Origin of the sequence: Polaribacter sargassicola (assembly GCF_021991835.1) — a bacterium.
Classification (GTDB): Bacteria; Bacteroidota; Bacteroidia; order Flavobacteriales; family Flavobacteriaceae; genus Polaribacter; species Polaribacter sargassicola.
The window spans coordinates 121,951-144,569 of sequence record NZ_JAHDAU010000001.1 but is presented as its reverse complement, the minus strand read 5'-3'; the positions used below and the strand labels follow the sequence as shown (position 1 = coordinate 144,569).

Sequence of the window (22,619 nt, the reverse complement as noted above, 5' to 3'; positions counted from 1 at the left end):
CAAAGTTCATTGACATTAGAAGGTTTATTTATTGTTTAAAAACAGTAAATCTTCTCACGGTATTATAAATATACCTGACAATATTAATCCATCTACACAATTAAGTGTAGTCTAAAACCATTTCAGTATGAAAACAGAATTAATAATTCGTAGTAATTCATCTGATATTGATTTTGCCTTATTAAGAGATGGAAAACTTATTGAATTAAATAATGAAACATCTGATAATAAATTTTCTGTTGGCGACATATTTTTAGCCAAAATAGGAAAAGTATTAACAGGTTTAAATGCATCCTTTGTTAATGTAGGATACCCAAAAGATGGGTTTTTACATTATCATGATTTAGGAGCGCAAGTAAACTCATTAAACTCATTCATTAAGAAAGTAAGCACAGGTAAGTATAAAGAATTCACTTTAAAGAACTTCCGTAAGGAAGAAGACATTAACAAAGACGGTAGTATTAACAGTGTACTAAAATCGGGTCAAAACCTATTAGTACAAATAGTAAAAGAACCAATTTCTACAAAAGGCCCAAGATTAAGTTCTGAGTTGTCTATAGCAGGTAGATATTTGGTTTTAGTTCCTTTTTCTAACCGAGTTTCTGTTTCTCAAAAAATAGCAGACCCAAAAGAAAAAGAACGTTTAAAAAGATTAGCAAAAAGCATTAAGCCCAAAGGGTTTGGTGTTATTTTAAGAACTGTTGCCGAAGGCAAAAAAGTGGCAGAACTTGATAAAGATTTACAAAACTCTTTAGATCGTTGGAAAACTATGTGTAAGAGAATACCTAACACAAATACACCAACAAAAATTTTGAGTGAGCTTAATAGAGCTTCTTCAATTTTAAGAGATATTATGAACGAAACCTTTACAAGTATTGTAACAAATGATGAAACTCTAAAAGTAGAGATTAAAGAATATCTACAAGAAATATATCCTGAAAAGGAAAATATTGTAAAACTTTATAAATCTGATGTTCCTATTTTTGAAAAATTCGGAATAGAAAGACAGATTAAAACGTCATTTGGCAAAACAGTTTCCATGAGCAGAGGTGCTTATTTAGTAATAGAGCACACAGAAGCATTACATGTTATAGATGTAAATAGTGGAAATAGGTCTAATAAAGCAGGTTCTCAAGAAGATACTGCTTTAGAAGTTAATTTAATTTCAGCAACAGAAATAGCACGCCAATTGCAATTACGCGATATGGGAGGAATTATAGTTGTTGATTTTATTGACATGCACAAAGCTGAAAATAGAAACAAATTATATCAGCATCTTAAAGAACAAATGGCTTTGGATAGAACAAAGCATAAAATATTACCTCCAAGTAAATTTGGATTGGTACAAATTACAAGACAAAGAGTAAGACCTGAGTTAAGTATAAAAACTACCGAAGCCAACCCAAATAAAAATGGAGAAGTAGAAGCACCTATAGTTTTGTTAGATAAAATTGAGGCAGATTTAGAGAAATATTTGTTAAGCTCTAAAAATAAAAAAGTACAATTACATGTACATCCTTTTATTGCTGCATATTTAACAAAAGGAGTGAATTCTATACGTTTTAAATGGTATTTAAAACACAAAAAGTGGATTACAATTATACCTCGTGACGCTTACACATACTTATATTATAGATTTAAATCTGTAAAAGCTTAAAATATTATAATATAAAGGCAATAATTTTTTATCAAAAAACCCTGCAATTTTCTTAGTTGCAGGGTTTTGTATTATTAATAAATTTATCTTAGTTTTTTTCTTTTATTAAATATAAGTAAACAGGATAATGGTCTGAATAACCACCTGTATAATTACCGTTAGAAAAACTTCTAAAAGGATATCCTTTATATTTTCCTTTTTTAGTGGTTAAAAAAGCTTTATTAAAAATCATAGCTTTATACATTTTGTAAGTAGTATAATCTTTTTCTCCTTTGTCTAATAACGGAGAAGTAAAGAAAATCATGTCAAATAAATTTATTTTATCTCTATATTTTAGGGTGTTAAAACCTCTTCTAAACATGTCTTCATAAGGGTTGTATAAGTCATCTTTACTTACCTCTTTTTTTCTACTTTTTGTTTGTAATACTTTTTTAAAACTAGAATTTATTGGGTCGTCATTAAAATCGCCCATAATTAAAATTTTAGCACTTTCATCTTGTTTTCTAACTTGATCTATAATTTTTGTGTTCTGGTAAGCTGCCTTTTCTCTATTAGGTCTACTTGCTTTTTCACCACCTCTTCTAGATGGCCAATGATTTACAATTATATGTATTAATTCATCATCTAAATAACCAGATACTAAAAGCTGGTCTCTTGTATAAATTTTTACGTTATCGCTATATATATTAGGATTAAAAGCTTCATGATAAATAGGGTTGAAATATTTTTTCTGATAAAGTAAAGCAACATCAATACCTCTCTTGTCTGGTGAATCATAATGTATAATGCCGTAATCATTATTTATTAAATGTTTAGATTTTATTAAATCTTCTAAAACGTTTAAATTTTCAACTTCAGATACTCCAATTATTGCCGGACTTGTATTTGTTTTTTCTGCTCCTATTTGAGCAATTGTACTACTAAGCTTTTCAATTTTATCCCAATAAACTTTAGATTTATTAGATTTTAACTCCATTATTGGGCTCGCTTCATCATTTTTATTTACATCATTTATGGTGTCAAATAAGTTTTCTAAATTATAAAAAGCAATAGTTCTAATATCGTATTGCTTTGCTTTTTTCTGAGAATTACAAGAAGTAATTACAATTAAGAAAGCTAAAATAAAAAGTATATTCTTACCCATTTTATGATGTTTTTTATGTGGTAAAAATAAGAAACTTAAGCTGCATATTTTAAATAGATGCTCTGTTATTGTAGAACTTTAATTTATTTTCACTAAATTTAATAGCGAAAAAGAAAATTTAGAGTACAATTATTTATGAAAAAAATTGTTATGGCAACTTGTTTGCTGTTAACAGCTACTTGGTATGTTAACAGTCAAAATATTATAAAAGGAGTTATTTTAGATAATAATTCCGAGAAACCTCTTGGGGCTGTTTTTGTTAAGATACAAGGCATAGATAAAGGTACAACTACAAATTTAAACGGTAATTTTACAATTAAAGTTTTAGGTGAAAAACAGGTTGTTTTAACAATACAACTTGATGGTTATCAAACACAAAATATACCTATAGAACTCTCTGATGCAATTTTAGACTTAGGTGTAATTTATCTTTTTAAAGATATTTCTATCAATCAAGATTTAAGTTTAATTACTCTTACAGATGATGAGTTAAATAATGATACTAATTCTGCAGATAACATCTCTGGGCTTTTGTTATCATCAAAAGATATTTTTTTAAGAACAGCTGCTTTTGAGTTTAGTTCTTCTTTTTTTAGAATAAAGGGTTTAGATTCTGGTAACGGAAAAGTATTAATTAACGGCATAGAAATGAATAAAATCTATGACGGTAGAGCTCAGTGGGGAAATTGGGGAGGATTAAATGATGTGTTAAGAAATCAAGAATTTAGAAATGGTTTATCTGCTTCTGATGTTACTTTTGGAGGGCTTTTAGGAGCTACAAATATAGAAACAAGAGCTTCTGAACAAAGAGCCGGAGCTAGAATAACTTATTCTTCATCTAATAGAAGTTATCAACATAGAATGATGGCAACTTACTCTTCTGGGATGTTAAAAAGTAATTGGGCTTTTACTTTTTCTGGAAGTAGAAGAATAGGAAATGAGGGATTTAATGAGGCAACTTCTTATAATGCATATTCTTTTTTTACATCCATAGAAAAAAAGTTAAGCAATAAAAGTAGCATTAATTTTACAGGAATTTTTACTCCAAACAGAAGAGGGAAATCATCACCAAATACCCAGGAAGTTTATGATTTAAAAGGCATAAAGTACAACGATTATTGGGGTTTTTTAAATGGTGAAAAGAAAAATTCTAGAATTAAAGAGGTTAGTGAGCCTATTTTAATGCTAAACCATTATTGGAATCTTACCTCAAAAACAGCTATAAACACCAATATAGCATATCAATTTGGTAAAATAGGAAATAGTAGAATAGATTATAACGGAGGGTCTAATCCGAGTAAAACATATTATCAAAATTTACCAAGTTATTTTTTAAGATATAATGATTTTGAAGGAGCTTACGAGGCTGAAAAGAATTTTAAAAATGATGGACAAATTAACTGGAATGCTATTTACGATGCAAATAGTACAAATAAAGATACAGGTTTAGAGAATGCGTATGTTTTTTATGAAGATAGAAATGATGATAAACAAATTACAATCAATACTATTTTAAATTCAGAACTTAACGATCATGTTACTATCAACGGAAAAATAGAATACAAACAATTACATTCTAAAAACTTTGCAGAGGTAATAGATTTGCTAGGCGGAAGTGGTTATTTAGATATTGATCCTTTTGGAGCAACAGAAGATGAAAAACAAAATGATCTTTTAAATCCAAATAGAATTGTAGGTAAAGGTGATAAATTTAAATATAATTTTAATTTAAGTTCTGCTATTATAAAAGCTTTTGCTCAAACTCAATTTAGTTATAAAAAGGTAGATTTTTATGCCGCTTTAAATGTTGTTAATACAACACATCAAAGAGAAGGTTTATATCAAAATGGGGGTTTTATTGATAATTCTCTGGGTAAGTCAGAAGAGCAAAAATTTACAACTTACGGTTTTAAATCTGGTGTAACTTATAAAATAACAGGTCGTCATTTGGTTGATATTAATGCTGGGTATTTTACCAATGCACCAACGCTTAGAAATACGTTTTCTAACTCAAGAGAAAATAATAATGTGGTTTTAAATTTACAAAACGAAAAAACACTTTATACAGATGTTAGTTACATTTTTAGAAGTCCGGTTATTACATCAAAAATAACAGCCTATTATGTTTCTACAAAAGACGCAACAGAGATTTCTTTTTATTTTGCAGATGGAGTTGGTGGTGATAATACAGCTTTTGTACAAGAAATTTTAAATGGGATTGATAAAAATAATTTAGGTTTAGAGATTGGTGTTGAAGCACAAGTTACACCCACTTTACAGTTAAAAGGAGCGGCGTCTATTGGGCAATTTACGTATGCTAATAATCCTAATTTATACCTAACTACAGAGGCGGATACAGAATCTATTGTGGCAGGCTTTGTAAATGGGTTTAAAGATTTTGGAACCACAAATCTTAAAAATTATAAAATAGCAGCTGGTCCGCAAAATGCTTATTCTATAGGTTTTGAGTATAGAGATCCAGATTATTGGTGGTTTGGTGCTACACTCAACTTTTTTGCAAACACATTTGTAGATATTTCCCCTTTAAATAGGTCTAGAAATTTTTACATTGATGATGATGGATTGCCTTTTTTAGATTATGATACAGAAATTGCAAAAGAACTTTTGGTTCAAGAAAAATTTAATAATTATTCAGTGGTAAATCTTGTTGGCGGAAAATCATTTATCGTCAATAAACATTACATCAGTGTTTTTGCAACAGTAAATAATTTATTAAATAAAGAGTATAAATCTGGTGGATTTGAACAAGGAAGAAATGCTAATTACAGACAATTATTAGAAGATAAATCTTTAGATAAACCCGTTTTTGGTAATAAATATTGGTATGGTAGAGGAGCAACTTATTTTTTAAATGTAAGTATCTCTTTTTAGAAAAATTAAAAAAAGAAAAATGAAAAAGAATAGAATCCTCTCGCTAATACTTGTTTGTATAACAAGTGTTTTGTGCATCACTTGTGTAGATGATGCAGATTTTAAAGTGCCAGAAAGTTTAGGAAATGAAGAAAACGAAGCTGTAAATAAGATTTTAGATAGCATTTCTGTTGGTACACTTCAATTAAAAACAATACAAGAACTAAAAGAGTTGTATGTAATTGGCAACGATCCTTTAGAGGTGGTTTCTGATATTGTGGTAAAAGGATATGTGGTTTCTTCGGATAAAACAGGTAACTTCTACAAAGAATTTTATATGCAAGATGCTCCAGAAAACCCAAATTCAGGCATTAGAGTTTCGTTAAATTTATTAGATAGTTATAATAAGTTTAATATTGGTAGAGAAATTTATATTCGTTTAAAAGGTTTGTACGTAGGCGAAACTAATTCTGGAGACGGAATTGTAACTATTGGCGGAAAAGTAAGTGCATCTAATCTTTCTGAAATAGAAAATGTAACTACAAATCAAATACCGAATCATATTTTTAGAACTACAACAACAGAAACAATTGTGCCAAAATTAATGGATTTTGCAAGGATAAATGAAACACATATAGGAACATTTATTTCTTTAGAAAATGTGTTTTTTGATGCAAAATTAGCAGGGAAATCATTTGTAGATCCAATAGAAGATTTTGATACACAACGTAAAATTCAGACTTGTTTAGGTTTAGGGTATGACGATTTATTATTAGAAACAAGTTCTTTTTCTAGCTTTTCTAACGAAACTTTGCCAGAAAAAGCAGGCGTTATCAATGCAATAGTTTCTAAAGATTTTGGTGGGAGTTTTATCGTTTTAAATTTAAATGATAGCAATGATGTTTTTATGACAGAAGATAGATGTACGCCTTTGTCAATAGCAGATTATACAACTATTTTATTAGAAGAAAATTTTGATAATGAATCTGGAGATATTGATGTTTTAAATTGGATAAATTATAGAGATATTGGTACAAAATCTTGGCGATCTTATACAGATACCTATTCGCAAAGTAAGGCAGCAAGAATTAACTCTATAAGTTCTGGTGATGAAAATACAGTTACTTGGTTAATAACAAAAGCAATTAATTTAGAAACAACATCGCAAGAGTTTTTGTCTTTTGAAACCTCTAATAGTTTTGCTAACGGAAGTAATTTAGAGGTATTAATTTCTACAGATTTTGATGGGAATGAAAACAATATAAACTCTGCAAGTTGGAATATTTTACCTGCAAAAATAGTTTCTGACGGACAAGATTATAGAGATTGGATTCACTCTACTTATATAGATTTATCAAATTATTCTGGCACAGCTTACATCGCTTTTAAATATACCGGAAATGGAAATGCAAGTTTTGATGGTACTTATGAATTAGATAACGTTATTATAAATGCAAAGTAATATTTTAATAGAAAAGGTTATGAAAGAAAATATTAATATTTTTTCTTTTAAAGTAGAATTAAAAGAATTGTCTACAAATGGAGTGGTTAGGTTTTATTCTAAGAAATGCGATGAAAGTTGGGGCTCTTATTGGAATAATAAAAAACTAACAATACCCGTTTCTGGTGTATATCAAATAGATTGGGGGTTTTGTCAAAACTCTATAAGTGCATATTATAAAAATTCAGAAACAGAATTGGCTTTGGTAATAAATAATAGGTTGCACTCAGAAAAAGCAAAAGTAACTAAAGCAAATGCAGATGTTGATTCGTTAAATTATTGTCGTCAAACACTAACTACAATATTAGAAAAAAATGATACACTATCTTTATGTGCAAAAATATTTAATCCTAAAAGTTTAAATATGAAAGATGTTTATTTAAAGGTTGTTATAAATAATTAAAAAAAATATGAAATCAATATTAATTTTAATTCTAGCTATAGGGTTTACAAGTTACGCTCAAAAACCAATCTTAATAATTAATAATTCTGTTATTGCTAGTATTGATTTATTAAATAAAACATCATCTCAAAATATTTTAGAACTTGAAGTCAATAAAGAAAAAAAATTAAGTTCTACTTATCTTTTTGTTGAAAACGAAAAAAGTGGAGGAATTATTGAGGTAAATATCAAAGAAAAATTTAAAGTAAAGTCTCAAAAAGAATTAAATAGTTTTTTTGGATTAAATGAGAAGAATGATATTTATGTTAATGGTTATTTAATTGAAAATAAAAGTTTTAATATTTTGTCTGAAAGTATAGTTGCAATTGAGTTAGTTAATGCAAATAATTTTAAATTGAATAAAAAGTTTTTGAATATAAAAACCGAATAATTTATTGCTAGTTATCATTATTTAAAATTAATATTAGATAAAGAAGAATATCTTTGTAATTATAAAAGTATCTAGATAATAAAAAGTTTTTGTGTTTTAATTATATCAACAAATAGAATCGTTAAAATACTGCTAACAGATACTGTTAACTGCATACTAATTATTATCTTGCGGTCTTTAAAACAATGCTAAATAATGGCTACTAAATTTGATTCTTATCAAAAACGAAGATTACTATCTTCTTACTTTTCTGTGGTAATAAGTATTGCCATCGTTTTATTTCTGGTAGGTTCTTTAGGGTTAGTTTTATTAAAATCTACTTTAGTTGCTAATCGTGTAAAAGAAAAAGTAGCAATTACCTTATTTTTAAAAGACGGAATTTCTAATACAAATAGAAAAAACTTAGAGGCTTCTCTTTTAGAAGAAGAGTTTACCAAAAAAGTTATTTATACTAGTAAAGAAAGTGCCGCTAAAATTTATAGTGAAGAAATAGGAGAAGATTTTTTAGAATTCTTAGGAGAAAACCCTTTAAAAGACGGAATTGATCTTTATTTAAAAGCAGATTATGTTACGCCAGAAAAAATGGAAGAGTTAGAAAAAAGATTCTTAAAAAATGCTTTTATTTCTGATGTTTCTTATGATAAACCTCTAATTAATTTGCTAACAAAAAATATTAAAAGAATTAGCTTTTGGATGTTAGTAATAAGTGGTTTCTTTGGTTTAGTATCTATGTTTTTAATTAATAGTTCTATAAGATTGTCTATTTATTCTAAACGATTTAATATTAAAACCATGCAAATGGTTGGAGCAACAAAAGGTTTTATTAGAAAACCTTTTATATGGCAAAGCATAAAATTAGGTTTTATAGGTGCCTTATTGGCACTTATAGCTTTAGGTGTTGTTATTTATTATATAGATAAATTTGCACCATCTTTATTACTTTTAGAAGATTACGTTACTTTAGCATATTTAGTAAGCGGAATTATAGTTTCTGCTTTTGTAATAACTTGGGTTAGTACTTTTTTTGCTACACAACGTTTCTTAAATTTACAAACAGAAGAACTTTATTATTAATATTATGGAAAAAGAAAACATGCAACAATCAACATTTTTATTTGGTAAAAGAAATTATATTATAATGATTGTAGGGCTTATTTTTATTACATTAGGTTTTATTTTTATGTCTGGTGGCGGTAGTAATAATCCAGAAGTTTTTAATAACGAAATATATAACTGGCAGCGTATTCGTTTAGCGCCAACATTAGTAATTATAGGTTTAGGAATAGAAATTTATGCTATTTTAGCAAATCCAAAAAAATAATAATGGATATTTTAGAAGCAATAATATTAGGTATTATACAAGGATTAACAGAATTTTTACCTGTTTCATCTAGTGGACATTTAGAGTTAACAAAAGCTATTTTAGGAGACACTTCTGTACCAGAAGAAAGTTTAACATTTACAGTAGTTTTACACTTTGCAACCGCATTAAGTACATTGGTTATTTTTAGAAAAGAAGTTGCAGAAATATTTAAAGGTTTGTTTCAGTTTAAATGGAATGATGAGTTAAAATTTTCTTTAAAAATTATACTTTCTATGATTCCTGCAGTTGCTGTTGGTTTACTTTTTGAAGAAGAATTAGAGTCTTTTTTTGGAGGAAAAGTTCTTTTAGTAGGAGTAATGTTGTTAGTTACTGCGGCACTTTTATTATTAGCAGATAAAGCAAAAAACACAGATAAAGAAGTCTCTTTTTCCAATTCTATAATTATCGGAATTTCACAAGCCATTGCAATGTTACCAGGTATTTCTAGATCTGGAGCAACAATTTCTACATCTGTATTATTAGGTATTGATAGAACAAGAGCTGCTCGTTTTTCTTTTTTAATGGTAGTTCCTTTAATTTTTGGTAAAATAGGTAAAGATTTACTAGGAGGAGACATTAGTTTTGAATCCTCAGAAATTATACCAATTTCAGCAGGTTTTATAGCTGCTTTTTTAGCAGGTTTATTAGCTTGTAAATGGATGATTGCTTTAGTTAAAAAAAGTAAATTATCTTACTTTTCTTTATACTGTGCAATAGTGGGTGTTATTGCAATAGGATATTCACTTTTAAGTTAAAATCTAATTTTAGCATATTTTAATGACAGAAGAAGGTTTTAAAAACGGTCAAATTTTATTGATTGATAAACCGCTTGAATGGACATCTTTTCAAGCTGTAAATAAATTACGTTGGGAAATAAAGCAACGCTTTAAGATTAAAAAAATTAAAGTTGGCCACGCAGGTACTTTAGATCCGTTGGCAACAGGTTTACTAATTATTTGTACTGGTAAACAAACCAAAAATATTAATGAATATCAAGGTCAAATAAAAGAGTATACGGGTACTTTTACTATTGGCGCAACTACACCAAGTTACGATTTAGAAACAGAAGTAGATAAGACGTTTCCTACAGAACATATTACAGAAGAATTATTGCACAAAACTACAAATCAATTTATAGGAGAAATTCAACAAAAACCACCTATTTTTTCTGCGATTAAAAAAGACGGTAAACGTTTGTATGAGTTAGCTAGAAAAGGTGAAACTACAGAAATAAAAGCAAGAACAGTTACTGTTTCTACCTTCGAAATAACTAAAATTAACTTACCAGAAGTAGATTTTAGAATTGTTTGTAGCAAAGGAACTTATATACGTTCTTTAGCTTATGATTATGGTGTTGCTCTAAACTCTGGAGCTCATTTATCAGCTTTAAGAAGAACTAAAATTGGTGATTTTTCTGTTGATAAAGCAACTTCTATAGAAGGTTTTATAGAAAAGTTAAAAGAAGAATAATTTTCTTAACTAAAAATCTGGAGCTACTGTAAAACTCATTTTTTTATGAGTAGTTGGATGTAGAAACTCAATAAACTCTGCATGTAAGTGCAATCTGTTTGTTTTTTTTCCATATAAATCATCACCAATAATTGGCACATTTAATCCATCTTTATGGGCTGCATGTACCCTTAATTGATGTGTTCTACCGGTAATCGGATAAAAATAAACTCTAGTTTTGTTATCTTCTTGTTTGATGATTTTCCAATCTGTTTCAGCATTTTTTCCATAAACAAAATCGACTAGTTGTTTAGGTCTGTCGTCTAAATCTACACGCAACGGAAGTTTTATTTTTCCGCTGTTTTCAGATAAAGTACCATCTAACAAAGCAACATAACGTTTTTTAATGGTTCTGTTTATAAACTGACTTTGCAAAACTTTATTAGCTTCTTTAGTTTTTGTTAGTAATAAAATTCCGGATGTAGACATATCTAATCTATGTACAATTAAAGGTCCTGTTGCGTTTGGATATTTTTCTTTAATTCTAGTGTAAACAGAGTCTGTAATATCTTTACCAGGAACCGATAAAAATTCTGCAGGTTTGTTAATGGCAATTAAAACATCATCTTCATAAACAATCTCTAAATCTTGAGTTTCTCCTAAGTTTTCTAATAACAAATTATCGTCCATTTTAATGCCACTTAACATATGGTCTAAAATAGGTTTACATCTACTTTGGCAAGCAGGATAAAAATTTTTATGTTTTCTAATTGCAGAGTTTGGTGAAATTCCCCACCAAAATTCTGCCATACAAATAGGCGTTAAATCATTTTTAAAAGCATATTGTAAAAGTTTAGGCGCTGCACATTCTCCAGAACCCGCAGGAGGCTTTACAGATGGATTATTAAAAATGTCTAACAAGTTTTTACTTTCTTTTTGATGATTTAAGAAAGCATAATTTTTAAAAAGTGTTTCTTGTAAATAATTAGATTTGTCTTTTCGTTTTTTTTCTAGAGATGCAATTTTAGTTTCAAAAACGTCTAACTCTTTTTTTATTTTAGAAAGCTTATCATCATAATATTCTACAAGTTCTTTGTAAAAAAACTGATCGTTATAACTTTCCTGAACTAATTCTTTATTTAAAAGATTAAAATCATCCTTTTCTAAGTTTGATAAGCCAATTTTTTTCCTTCTTTTTCTATTTGCTTTTTTAAGTTTTAATCTCTTTTTTTCTAAAGCCAAATCTGTTTCAATCTCTTTAAAAACTCGTTGAAATGATTGTTTTAGATTTAAATAATTCGTGTCTTTTTTTAAAGAAAATAATTCTTTATTTATTTGATTTATTTCAATTTCTCCATCCAAATAAAAACTACCATTTTCTCTCATATTAAAAACTGGCGGAACAAACTTTTTTGGTAGGCTATTGTCTGATAGTTTTCCAGAAAAAGCAGCTAAATATCCAGTCTTATTTTGTTGGTTTTTAACAACTAACACTCCAAACATTTTTCCGATGGCAGATTTTTCATCATCTTTTAAAAGTCCAAAATTATGTGAAAAATCAGTTTGGTTTTTTAGGTATTTTTGTAGCTCTTTAGAGGCTATCTCTGCCAAAATATGAGGTTGGTAATAAAAGGGAAATGTAAACTTTTCTGGAAGTTCAATTTCCGAAATATCTGTTTTAAAATTTTGGAAATAATTCAAACTTTAAAATTATAAATTACAAGCTAAAAGTTGCGCGTTGCAAACGATCGTTAATAGATTTTCCTAGTCCATTATCAGGAAATCTTTCTGCAATAATTACATCTAAATTTAAATGATCTAACTCGTGTAAAGCGTCGTATAATTTTGATGCTGCTTCGTGCATAGAACCTTTTTTTGATAATATAATTTCTGTAAGAGAAGCATCTTTTAAAGAGTTTTTAAAAGGTAATACACCAATTTTTTTATCTAAATGATTTTTAATTTCTGTACTAATATCATCAACCAAAAAAGTTTTGGTAGAAGGTGCATAATGTCTTGCCAACATTCCTGGTGCATCTGGGCTTTCTTCTTTTTTGTTTTTGATAGAAATTTTGCCAACAACAGCTTCTATATCTTCTAAAGCTAAGGCTCCTAATCTGTAAATAATTGGTTCATCATTTTCAAAACCAATAATAGTAGATTCAATTCCGTTTGTACAAGCTCCGCCATCTAAAACTTGTTGAATATCATTTTTAAAATAACGTTCTACATGTTCTGGTTTTGTAGGGCTAATGCTACCAAAAGGGTTTGCACTTGGTGCTGCTAAAGGAAAAGGTAATTGTTTTAATAAACTTAAAGTTACAGGATGATTTGGTACGCGTACAGCTACGGTATCTTTACCAGCTGTAATTAAATCAGGAATTTTTTCATTCTTTTTTAAAACCATAGTCATAGATCCTGGCCAAAAAGCATTTGCTAGTAACTGTGCTTTTTCTGGCACGTTAATAACAATATCTTTTAAAGAATCTACAGAAGGTATGTGTACAATTAACGGATTAAAAAAAGGTCTTTTTTTAGTAGAAAAAATGCTTTTTATTGCTTTTTCACTAAAAATATTACCTGCTAAACCATAAACGGTTTCTGTTGGTATGGCAACTAATTTATCATTGCTTAATAGCTCTATTGCCTTTTGTATGTCTTTAGATATAATGCTCATAATAAGTGCAAAATTAAACATAAAAATAAAGCCATAACAAGCTATTTTAAAAAATTAAATAGCTTGTTATTTAAACGAATCTAAATTAGATTAATTTATAGTGTGTAGTTATTTATGATTTGTTTTTTCTATTGATATCAAACCAATAATTAATTTTTAAGAAAATACCTTTTTGAACAGGATCTATAGGAGAAGTTGTTTTTACATCGGTATATGTTAAGAAAATATCAGAAAGAGGTGCGTATCTCCACTGTAATCTAGATACTAATAAAAAACTTTCTGCTTGAGAACTGTATTGTATATCTGTGTTAAAGAAAATGTTTTTACTAAATGTAAGGTTAAAAGTAGGGCCTAAGTACCATAATTTTCCTGATGAATAAGGTTCAGGCAACTGAATATCATCATATTGTGCTTGTAATGAAACAGTAAAAAATGGTTGATATCTGTATTGAAATGTAACGTCTGATGTAAATTTATTACCAAAGTAAAAACTTCCATATTTTACAGATCCTTCGGTCCAAAGAGCTTTTCTTTTATCAGATCTAAAGCTTAGTTTTAACTCGTTGGTATCATAACCTCCAATTGGTAATGGAGTTGCGTTTTCTGATGTACGAACAGGATCAAATGGTTTTGTTAAGTATATGTAGCTATTTGTACCAGATAATCCTAACATAGTTCCGTTTGTAAAATTAACGGTTCCGCCTGCTGTGTTATAAGATTCTGTAAGTAACATATCTTCAGAAGCTTTCCAGTAAGAATTGTGACTTAAACTTAATACAATTGTATTTATAGCATCAGAAGTAGGATACATTTTAAAATCTCCATAAGGATTTGCTCTTACAACATCTGTACGTTTTAAATAACCTAAATCTGCCTTAAAGCCTTCGTTTAAATACTGGCTATTAAAATTTAAGGTGTATTTACGCTTTTCTAATGTTATATCTGTACCAGCAGAAATTGCATTAGTTTCTATGCCAGGTGTAAATGATTTATGAAGAAATACTTGAGCATCAAAACTATTGTCTTTAGAATAGAATTTTAAATCTGTACCAACAATTCTATTGTATTTAGTTTTTGTATGTGTTTCTTTATAATTAGTTGCTTGTCTGTTTACAAAAAAGAACCCAATGGTAGATTTGTTAAAAATTCTTTGTTCTGCAGCTATAACTAAATTGTTATTTGCAGAAATTTCTTCTTTTTCATCTCCACCAGTTTGTACATCTAAAAGACCAACTCTTAGTTTATTATTTATTTTACCTGTAAATTTAGCTCCGGCATTAACTGGTACAATAATGGTATTTCCGTTTCTATCAGTATCTACACCAACACGTCTAGAGTAAAAAGGAATTGCATTACCAGAAAGACCAAATCTGTTAAATAAATCTCCATTATCAATAAAAAACTGTCTAGTTTCGTCTTGTATAATTTCAAATTGAGTAACGTTATTCTGACTAGAAACTACATCTTCACTAGAAAAATCTGGATTTATAGTTAAGTCTAGCATAAAGCTATTTTGTACCGGAATTTTAGCATCAAAACCTGTCTTAAAATTAAAAGATTCTTCGTTGTTTACGTAGTCTTTACTATAAGAAGGTGTAATATATGGAATTACAGAAAGTGGACTTTTGGTTTGCTTTAGTGGTTTTTCGAAAATCATATCGCCAAAATAACCAAGGTTTAGTTGATTTTGATTTTGAGGAACTCTAGACCAAGAACTTTTGGTGTTAGATTGCGTGTCTGATCTCATGGCAGAAAACTTCCATCTATCTACACCTTCGGTAAATTTAAAGGCAGACATTGGTATTCTTACTTCAGAGATAAAATAATCATCATGTATTTTAGATTCTCCAATCCATTTTGTATTCCAATTTAAATCGAGTTCTCCAGAAATTCCTCCTCCATAAATAATACCCTCTCTTAAAACTCCAAAAGGATTGATACCAAATAAAAATGCATTTGCACGATCACTATAAGTATCAAACATTAAATTGATAATATCTGCACCGCTAATACTAAAATCTCTTTCGAAAGATGGAGTTCTGTATTTTTTACCAGGAGCATCTGCTTTAATTCCGATGTATAAGAATTCTTCATTATAAAGCATTCTTATTTCGGTTTGATAATTTGCTAATTTATTATCGGCAGGAAAGTATTCATTAAAATTACTTGAAGGTGTTGTATTTTGCCACATAACTTCATCTAGTACACCATCTATTTTAAACTTGTTATTGTCTACATATTTTACAGAAATATCATTTTGCGCGTATGAATATTTACATGAAAAAGAGATACAAAATATTAGTAATAGTCTAAAAAAGACAACGGGTGAAATGAAGTTTTTTTCCACTTTTTTTTGAGTTTTTTAGCGAATGTAAACTGTAAATAATGCTCGAAAATAATTTAGAATGTTAAAGTTTTGTAAAAAAAAGATTGAAAAAAACAGTGATAAATTAAGGGTTATTTTAGTACTTATTTGTGGTAATTTACTATAGTTTTTCTCGTAATTTTTTGCTTAAATTCCAGCGGTCATCAATTTTTTGTAAGTAAATTTTTCCTCTCTTTTTTTTGTTGAAAAAAGTTTAATTACATCATTTTATAGAATGAATATATTTATATTTTTTTCTTAATATTTATTAAGAAAAAAATATAAATTTTAGAAGACGTTCTTGTTAAGGTAAGCTAAATTAATAGTATAGAAATTCTTATTTGTTTAAATTTCATCCATCAGTAAAAACAATATTTTTTTATCTTTTTCGGTTAACTCATGTGATACTTCATCTGAGTTAAATCTAAGTTTAAAAGAGTAAATGGCATTTTTTATATTACTAGTATTGTAACCAATGTATTTTAATGCAAAATTATAATTGAAGTCTAAAGGTAGTTTTACGTCTTTAAGTTTATCTTCATCATACCAAATTCCAAAACCACTTTGCGATAAAGCTTTCCAAGGAAATAATGCGCTAGGATCTGTTTTTCTTCCAGGAGCAATGTCTGAATGACCAACAACGTTGTTAGTAGGTATTTTATATTTTGTAGTTAGTTTTTTAAGTAAAGCAACCAAGCTATTAATCTGTGCATAAGAAAAAGGTTCTTTACCATCGTTGTCTAATTCTATACCAATAGAAACACTATTAATATCTGTGTTTGTACCCCAACTTCCGCCGCCGGCGTGCCAACCTCTCACTAAATCGTTAAGCATTTGGGTGATAGTTCCGTCATCACAAATTACGTAATGAGAGCTTACTTGTGTGCGCTCTAAAGCAAAGGTTTTATAAGTTTGTTGGCAACTATCTTGTGCTGTATGATGTATAACAATTAAATTGGGTTTTCTTAAATTAAAATTCTGAGACTTTATAACATCAGATATTCTATTGTCTATAGTGTCTGGAGTAATTTTAATAAGAGATTTTCCTAATTTTCTGGCTTCTTTATTATATTCTTTTTTAGAAATTTTATAAATGTTTTTAGAGCAAGAAGTAAAAATGGCAAGAAGAATTAAGAGTTTAAAAGTTTTCATTTTTTTAAAGTTAGTAAGAATACTTAAAAGTTGTTTTCATTTATAATTTTGATAAAAGTAGTAAAACCCTACTAATTAGAAATTATTTTAACTTTTATGATAAGAGTTAAAGTAAATGTTATTTGAGTTAAAGCCTCTTTTTTTATTCTTATAGTTTTGTGATGAACTTAAAAAACAATACCAATGAAAACTAAGAAAATAAATTTATTTAAAACATTAGCCATTACATTAACTGTTTTTAGTTTAGCCTTTGTTTCTTGTAACAAAGTAAAAAATAAAACTTCTGAAACAAAAGAAGAAGTGGCTAAATTGATTGATGAACACACAGAAGAAAAAGATGCTGTAAAAACACATAAATATACAATGAAAGATGGTAGAACTATTATCTACGATATTAATGCAAAAGGAATTGTAGGTTTTGATGATTGGTCTAATTATACTGAAGTTAATGCAGAATTAGAAAGCTTTAAAGATAAAGAATACATTACTGTAGAAAAGAATGTAATTAACTTAAATGACAGAATGGAAAACTTAGCTAACACAATTCCAGAATGGTTAAAAACAGAAGAGGTTTTAGAAGATGTAGAAGCTGTACAAGAAGAATATAGAGAATTAGTGGACGATAATGAAGATACAGAAAGCGAAGTAGAAAAAAACTTAGAGGCTCTTTCTGATAAATTTGATGAGTTAAAAGAAACTTTAGATGAAACTGTGGCAGCTTACACAAAAAAACATGAAAACATTGTAGAAGAATTTCATGAAGAGTTAAAAAATAAATAGGTAAAGGGGATGGTAGTTGTAATGTTTACAATTACCAAAAGAGGCAGATTCTTTTGAATCTGCCTCTTTTTTTGTTTAAAAAGTATTATAAATTTTAATCTACATAATTAGCAGAAGGGCAAAATAGCAAATCAATAGGATTATCTATTTCATATAAATATTGATAAGATCTAGAGTCTTTTTTACAAAAAGGTTCTATCAATTTTATCATATTTGTAAAACCCTCTAACGTTAAAATGCAAAAAAAAGTTTGATTGTCTTTGGTTAAAATACCTTCATCTGTTTTAAACAAACCTAAAATTAAATTGCAATTTCTAGGTTCTATAAAATCTACTTTAGATAAATCTAACTTTTGTTTTTTTATAATAACAGTTTCAACCAACAAATCTCTAAATAAAATAGCTTCTTCTTTGTTAAAATTGTACAAACGTACAATGTCTTGGTCGTGTCCGTCAATGTTTTCTATATAATCTAACTCCATGTTTTAATGTGCTTGTAACCAGTTTTCTCCAATTCCCATTTCTACATCCAACGGAACACTCATTTTAAAAGCATTTTCCATTTCTTCCTTTATAATTGGTTTTATGGTTTCTAGCTCGTCTTTATGTGCATCAAAAACCAATTCATCATGTACTTGCAATAGCATTTTAGATTTAAAACCTTCTTTTTCAAAACGGTTGTAAATATTAATCATTGCTAACTTTATAATATCTGCAGCAGAACCTTGTATTGGTGCATTTACAGCATTACGTTCTGCACCAGATCTTACCATTGCGTTTCTAGAATCTATATCTTTTAAATATCTACGTCTTTTTAAAACTGTTTCTACATAACCGTTTTCTCTAGCAAAATCTACTTGTGCAGACATGTATGCTTTTAACTTCGGATACGTTTCATAATACGTATCAATTAATTCTTTGGCTTCTCCTCTAGATAAATCGGTTTGATTGCTTAAACCAAAAGCCGAAACACCATAAATAATACCAAAATTAACTGTTTTTGCGTTACTTCTTTGCTCTCGAGTAACTTCATTTAAAGGAACATTAAACACTTTTGCTGCAGTAGAAGCATGAATATCTTCTCCGTTTTTAAAAGCATCAATCATAGTTTCTTCTTCACTTAAAGCAGCAATAATTCTTAATTCTATCTGAGAATAATCTGCAGCTAATAAAACATAATTTTCATCTCTTGGTACAAAAGATTTTCTTACTTCTCTACCACGTTCTGTTCTAATAGGTATGTTTTGTAAATTAGGATTGTTAGAACTCAATCTACCAGTTGCCGCAACAGCTTGCATGTATTCTGTATGAATTCTTCCTGTTTTAGGGTTTACTTCATTTGGCAACGCATCAACATAGGTGCTTTGTAATTTTTTATATTGACGATATGCTTTAATATCTCTAATAATTTGGTGGTCTTTTTCTAAGAACGATAAAATATCTTCTCCGGTTTTATATTGACCTGTTTTTGTTTTTTTAGGCTTATCTACCAACTTCATGTTTTCGAACAAAACAATACCCAATTGTTTTGGAGAAGCAATGTTAAATTCTTCGCCTGCTTGTTCGTAAATACTCTTTTCTAGTTGATTTATGTCATCCGTTAAGGTAACAGATAACTCTTTTAAGAAATCGATGTTTACGTTAATTCCTTCAATTTCCATGGCTGTTAAAACAGAAACCAAAGGTAATTCTATATCATTAAAAAGTTTGGTAACATTACCTGTTTCTAGTTCCTTGGTAAAATGTTCTTTTAATTGAAATGTAATGTCTGCATCTTCTACTGCATATTCTGTTTGGTCTGCAATTGGCACAACACGCATAGAAAGTTGATTTTTCCCTTTTTTACCAATCAATTCTACAATAGAAACTGGTTGATAATTTAAATAGGTTTCTGCCAAAACATCCATATTATGACGCATGTCTGGGTTTATTAAATAATGCGCAATCATGGTATCAAACAACTTCCCTTTTACGGGCATGTTATAGTTTGATAAAACTTTGATATCATATTTTAAATTATGACCAATTTTTTCGATTTCACTTTCAAAAAACGGTCTAAATTCTTCTAAAATAATTTTTGTTTCTTCTTGGTCTTCTGGAAAAGAAACATAATAACCTTTTCCTGCTTCAAAAGAAAAAGCAATTCCGATTAACTCAACTTCTAAAGCTCTTAAACCTGTGGTTTCTGTATCAAAACAAACAGAAGTTTGTTGCATCAACTTTTTTAATAATAATTTTCTTGAGAAAGGAGAATCTATATGTTGGTAAAAATGATCGGTATTTTTAATGTTTTTAAAACCAGATAAACTTTCTTCTTCAGAAACACTTCCGGTTCCTGGAGCAGCAAATAAATCAAACTGACCTTCTGTTTTTGGAGTAGTTTTTTTAGCTGGAGTCTTCTCGACTGCGCTCGAAGTGACATCTGTAGAAGTTGTGGTTTCTTCTGTATTAAAAGTACGTAAGAAATTGGTTAATAAATTTCTAAACTCTAAATCGTTAAAAATTTCAGTTACTTTTTCTTTATCAGGTTGGTCTAAAGTAAAGTCATGAGCATCAAAAGTTACCGGAACATCTAGCATAATTGTTGCCAATTTTTTAGAAAGTAAACCTAATTCTCCGTTTGCTTCAATTTTCTCTTTCATTTTACCTTTTAGCTCGTGTGTATTTGCTAAAAGGTTTTCCATAGAGCCGTACGCAGCTAAAAACTTTTTGGCAGTTTTTTCTCCAACGCCAGGTAAGCCAGGAATATTATCTGCAGAATCTCCCATCATTCCTAGGTAATCAATTACTTGCTCTGGGTTTTCTACACCAAATTTTTCTTTAACTTCATCAACTCCCCAAATATCATAACCACCACCAAAACGAGGTTTGTACATAAAAATGTTTTCAGAAACCAATTGTGCAAAATCTTTATCTGGGGTTACCATAAAAGTTTTATAACCTTCTTTTTCTGCTTGTTTAGAAAGTGTACCAATAACATCATCTGCCTCAAAACCCTCTTTTACCATAATTGGTATGTGCATGGCTTTTAAAATCTCATAAATATATGGTACGGCAACTTTAATTGCTTCTGGTGTTACATCTCTGTTGGCTTTGTAGGCTTCAAACATTTCTACTCTGTCTACACTACCGCCTTTATCAAAACAAACGGCTAAATGATCTGGTCTTTCTCTTTTAATTACGTCTAATAAAGAGTTCATAAAACCCATTATTGCAGAAGTATCTAATCCTTTAGAATTGATTCTTGGGTTTTTTATAAAAGCGTAATATCCACGGAAAATTAATGCGTACGCATCTACTAAAAAAAGTCTTTTTTGATCAGCCATTTTGTATAGAGTTGAAGGGATAAAACTACAAAATATTAGTTTGAAAACTAATATTAAAAGTTATGAATTGTAACATTAATAGCTTTTGCGTTACTAATATTTTAAAAATTAAAAAGATGAACTTATTTTTTAAATAAAAAGCTAACATTTTTAGATGAAAAAGCTGCCATTAAACTTTAACAACGTGTTAAATTTAATCAATATTTAAAGAATTACCTTTGTCGATAAATTTAACCTTTCTTATGTCACGTTGGATATTTCCTTTAATTATTTTAGCTATTCTTATTGTTTCTGTAGAGATTTATACGTTTCAAGCATTTAAAACAATTTCTAAAAGTAAAATAGTACGTTATTCTTTTTTGTTGATTAGTGTAGCTGTGTACATTAACTTTTTTGCTAATATTTTAACGTATTCTAGAAGTGATGGGCAAACACCGCAGTTTCAAATGGCAATGGGTTTATTACTCACCGTTTCTATTCCTAAATTGGTTATTATTATTTTATTGTTTGGTGAAGATGCATATCGTTGGATTTTAAAATTAATTTCTGCAATTTCTGGAGGAGAAACAAAGCCTTTGGCAGGTAGAAGAAAATTTATTTCGCAATTAGCTTTAGGTTTGGCGGCAATACCTTTTGCTTCTTTTATTTACGGAATTATTCAAGGTAAGTATAATTATAAAGTGATAAAATATCAATTAAGTTTTAAAGATTTGCCAGATGCTTTTGATGGTTATACTATTACACAAATTTCTGATATTCATTCTGGAAGTTTTACGAATAAAGAAAAAATACAATACGGTGTTGATTTAATTAATCAACAAAAATCTGATTTAATGTTGTTTACGGGTGATATTGTAAATAATCAAGCATCAGAAATGGATAATTGGATTGATGTTTTTGCTCAATTAGAAGCCAAAGAGGGTAAATATTCTATTCTTGGTAATCATGATTATGGTGATTATATGGATTGGGCAAACCCGCAAGATAAAATAGATAACTTTAAAAAAGTAAAAGACATTCATCAAAAAATTGGTTTCGATTTACTGTGTAATGAAAATCGATATATAGAAAAAAATGGACAAAAAATTGCCTTGGTTGGTGTAGAAAATTGGGGAAAAGGTTTTAACCAAGCTGGAGATTTGCAAAAAGCATCCAAAGGTATTAATCAAAAAGATTTTAAGATTTTAATGAGTCATGATCCTAGTCATTGGGAAATGAAAGTAAAACAAGACGATTTTAATTATCATCTTACATTAAGTGGACACACACATGGTTTGCAAATGGGAATCGAAATTCCGGGTTGGATTAAATGGAGTCCTTCTAAATTTGTGTATAAACAATGGGCAGGTTTGTATAAAGAATTTGGTAGATATGTAAATGTAAATAGAGGTTTTGGATACCATGCTTTTCCTGGAAGAGTGGGTATTTGGCCAGAGATTACTGTAATAGAGCTGAAAAAGGGTTGATAATCAGTGTCTTTAAATGATTTTTATTATATTTGA

At 28.7% G+C, this 22,619-nt stretch carries 18 protein-coding genes; 11 read left to right on the top strand and 7 right to left on the bottom strand.

The features are described 5' to 3' along the window. The first annotated feature begins 127 nt into the window (after window positions 1-127). Window positions 128-1,657, top strand: a complete 1,530-nt coding sequence (locus tag KI686_RS00525; protein WP_237587270.1) for an Rne/Rng family ribonuclease — start codon at window positions 128-130, stop codon at window positions 1,655-1,657. 88 nt (window positions 1,658-1,745) lie between these two features. On the opposite strand, the gene KI686_RS00520 is transcribed toward KI686_RS00525, so the two are convergent. Further along, window positions 1,746-2,801 (bottom strand): endonuclease/exonuclease/phosphatase family protein, encoded by a 1,056-nt coding sequence (locus KI686_RS00520; RefSeq protein WP_237587269.1) that lies wholly within the window; start codon window positions 2,799-2,801, stop codon window positions 1,746-1,748. A 135-nt stretch (window positions 2,802-2,936) separates the two neighbouring features. On the opposite strand from KI686_RS00520, the gene KI686_RS00515 reads away from it, so the two are divergent. The 8 genes from KI686_RS00515 to truB all read left to right on the top strand — a co-directional run bounded on the left by KI686_RS00515 (window position 2,937) and on the right by truB (window position 10,839). After that, window positions 2,937-5,693, top strand: a complete 2,757-nt coding sequence (locus tag KI686_RS00515; protein WP_237587268.1) for a carboxypeptidase-like regulatory domain-containing protein — start codon at window positions 2,937-2,939, stop codon at window positions 5,691-5,693. 19 nt (window positions 5,694-5,712) lie between these two features. Continuing rightward, window positions 5,713-7,134, top strand: coding sequence for a DUF5689 domain-containing protein (locus KI686_RS00510; protein WP_237587267.1), 1,422 nt, complete (start codon window positions 5,713-5,715; stop codon window positions 7,132-7,134). Further along, window positions 7,124-7,576 (top strand): hypothetical protein, encoded by a 453-nt coding sequence (locus KI686_RS00505; protein WP_237587266.1) that lies wholly within the window; start codon window positions 7,124-7,126, stop codon window positions 7,574-7,576. Before KI686_RS00510 ends, KI686_RS00505 begins: the two co-directional genes overlap by 11 nt. 7 nt (window positions 7,577-7,583) lie before the next feature. Further along, the gene (locus tag KI686_RS00500) at window positions 7,584-8,006 is read left to right on the top strand and encodes a hypothetical protein (protein ID WP_237587265.1); all 423 of its coding nucleotides are present in this window, start codon (window positions 7,584-7,586) and stop codon (window positions 8,004-8,006) included. Window positions 8,007-8,201: 195 nt separating this feature from the next. Then, the gene (locus KI686_RS00495; protein ID WP_237587264.1) at window positions 8,202-9,080 is read left to right on the top strand and encodes a cell division protein FtsX; all 879 of its coding nucleotides are present in this window, start codon (window positions 8,202-8,204) and stop codon (window positions 9,078-9,080) included. A 4-nt stretch (window positions 9,081-9,084) separates the two neighbouring features. Next, complete coding sequence (locus KI686_RS00490; RefSeq protein WP_237587263.1) at window positions 9,085-9,327, top strand: DUF3098 domain-containing protein; 243 nt, start codon at window positions 9,085-9,087, stop codon at window positions 9,325-9,327. 2 nt (window positions 9,328-9,329) lie between these two features. Then, complete coding sequence (locus KI686_RS00485; RefSeq protein WP_237587262.1) at window positions 9,330-10,124, top strand: undecaprenyl-diphosphate phosphatase; 795 nt, start codon at window positions 9,330-9,332, stop codon at window positions 10,122-10,124. Between the two features lie 22 nt (window positions 10,125-10,146). Further along, window positions 10,147-10,839 carry a tRNA pseudouridine(55) synthase TruB gene (truB, locus tag KI686_RS00480; protein WP_237587261.1) on the top strand — a complete coding sequence of 231 codons (693 nt, stop codon included), beginning with the start codon at window positions 10,147-10,149 and terminating at the stop codon, window positions 10,837-10,839. A 9-nt stretch (window positions 10,840-10,848) separates the two neighbouring features. On the opposite strand, the gene KI686_RS00475 is transcribed toward truB, so the two are convergent. The 4 genes from KI686_RS00475 to KI686_RS00460 all read right to left on the bottom strand — a co-directional run bounded on the left by KI686_RS00475 (window position 10,849) and on the right by KI686_RS00460 (window position 17,012). Further along, entirely contained in the window at window positions 10,849-12,519 is a 1,671-nt protein-coding gene (locus KI686_RS00475) for an RluA family pseudouridine synthase (protein ID WP_237587260.1), read from the bottom strand. A 16-nt stretch (window positions 12,520-12,535) separates the two neighbouring features. Beyond that, a complete protein-coding gene (locus tag KI686_RS00470) occupies window positions 12,536-13,495 on the bottom strand; it encodes an L-threonylcarbamoyladenylate synthase (RefSeq protein ID WP_237587259.1) in 960 nt (319 codons plus the stop codon). Between the two features lie 112 nt (window positions 13,496-13,607). After that, entirely contained in the window at window positions 13,608-15,842 is a 2,235-nt protein-coding gene (locus KI686_RS00465) for a DUF5916 domain-containing protein (RefSeq protein ID WP_237587258.1), read from the bottom strand. A gap of 363 nt (window positions 15,843-16,205) precedes the next feature. Further along, a complete protein-coding gene (locus KI686_RS00460; protein WP_237587257.1) occupies window positions 16,206-17,012 on the bottom strand; it encodes an N-acetylmuramoyl-L-alanine amidase in 807 nt (268 codons plus the stop codon). A gap of 183 nt (window positions 17,013-17,195) precedes the next feature. Between KI686_RS00460 and KI686_RS00455 the strand changes: the two genes are divergently transcribed. Further along, window positions 17,196-17,792: a hypothetical protein gene (locus tag KI686_RS00455; RefSeq protein WP_237587256.1), complete on the top strand. Its 597-nt coding sequence runs from the start codon at window positions 17,196-17,198 to the stop codon at window positions 17,790-17,792. A gap of 94 nt (window positions 17,793-17,886) precedes the next feature. Here KI686_RS00455 and KI686_RS00450 read toward each other — a convergent pair whose 3' ends face one another. Both KI686_RS00450 and polA read right to left on the bottom strand, forming a co-directional pair. Continuing rightward, window positions 17,887-18,273 carry a hypothetical protein gene (locus KI686_RS00450; RefSeq protein ID WP_237587255.1) on the bottom strand — a complete coding sequence of 129 codons (387 nt, stop codon included), beginning with the start codon at window positions 18,271-18,273 and terminating at the stop codon, window positions 17,887-17,889. Window positions 18,274-18,276: 3 nt separating this feature from the next. After that, on the bottom strand, window positions 18,277-21,117 hold the full coding sequence (polA, locus tag KI686_RS00445) for a DNA polymerase I (RefSeq protein WP_237587254.1): 2,841 nt from the start codon (window positions 21,115-21,117) through the stop codon (window positions 18,277-18,279). Between the two features lie 242 nt (window positions 21,118-21,359). On the opposite strand from polA, the gene KI686_RS00440 reads away from it, so the two are divergent. Next, window positions 21,360-22,583 carry a metallophosphoesterase gene (locus tag KI686_RS00440; RefSeq protein ID WP_237587253.1) on the top strand — a complete coding sequence of 408 codons (1,224 nt, stop codon included), beginning with the start codon at window positions 21,360-21,362 and terminating at the stop codon, window positions 22,581-22,583. Window positions 22,584-22,619: the final 36 nt, after the last annotated feature.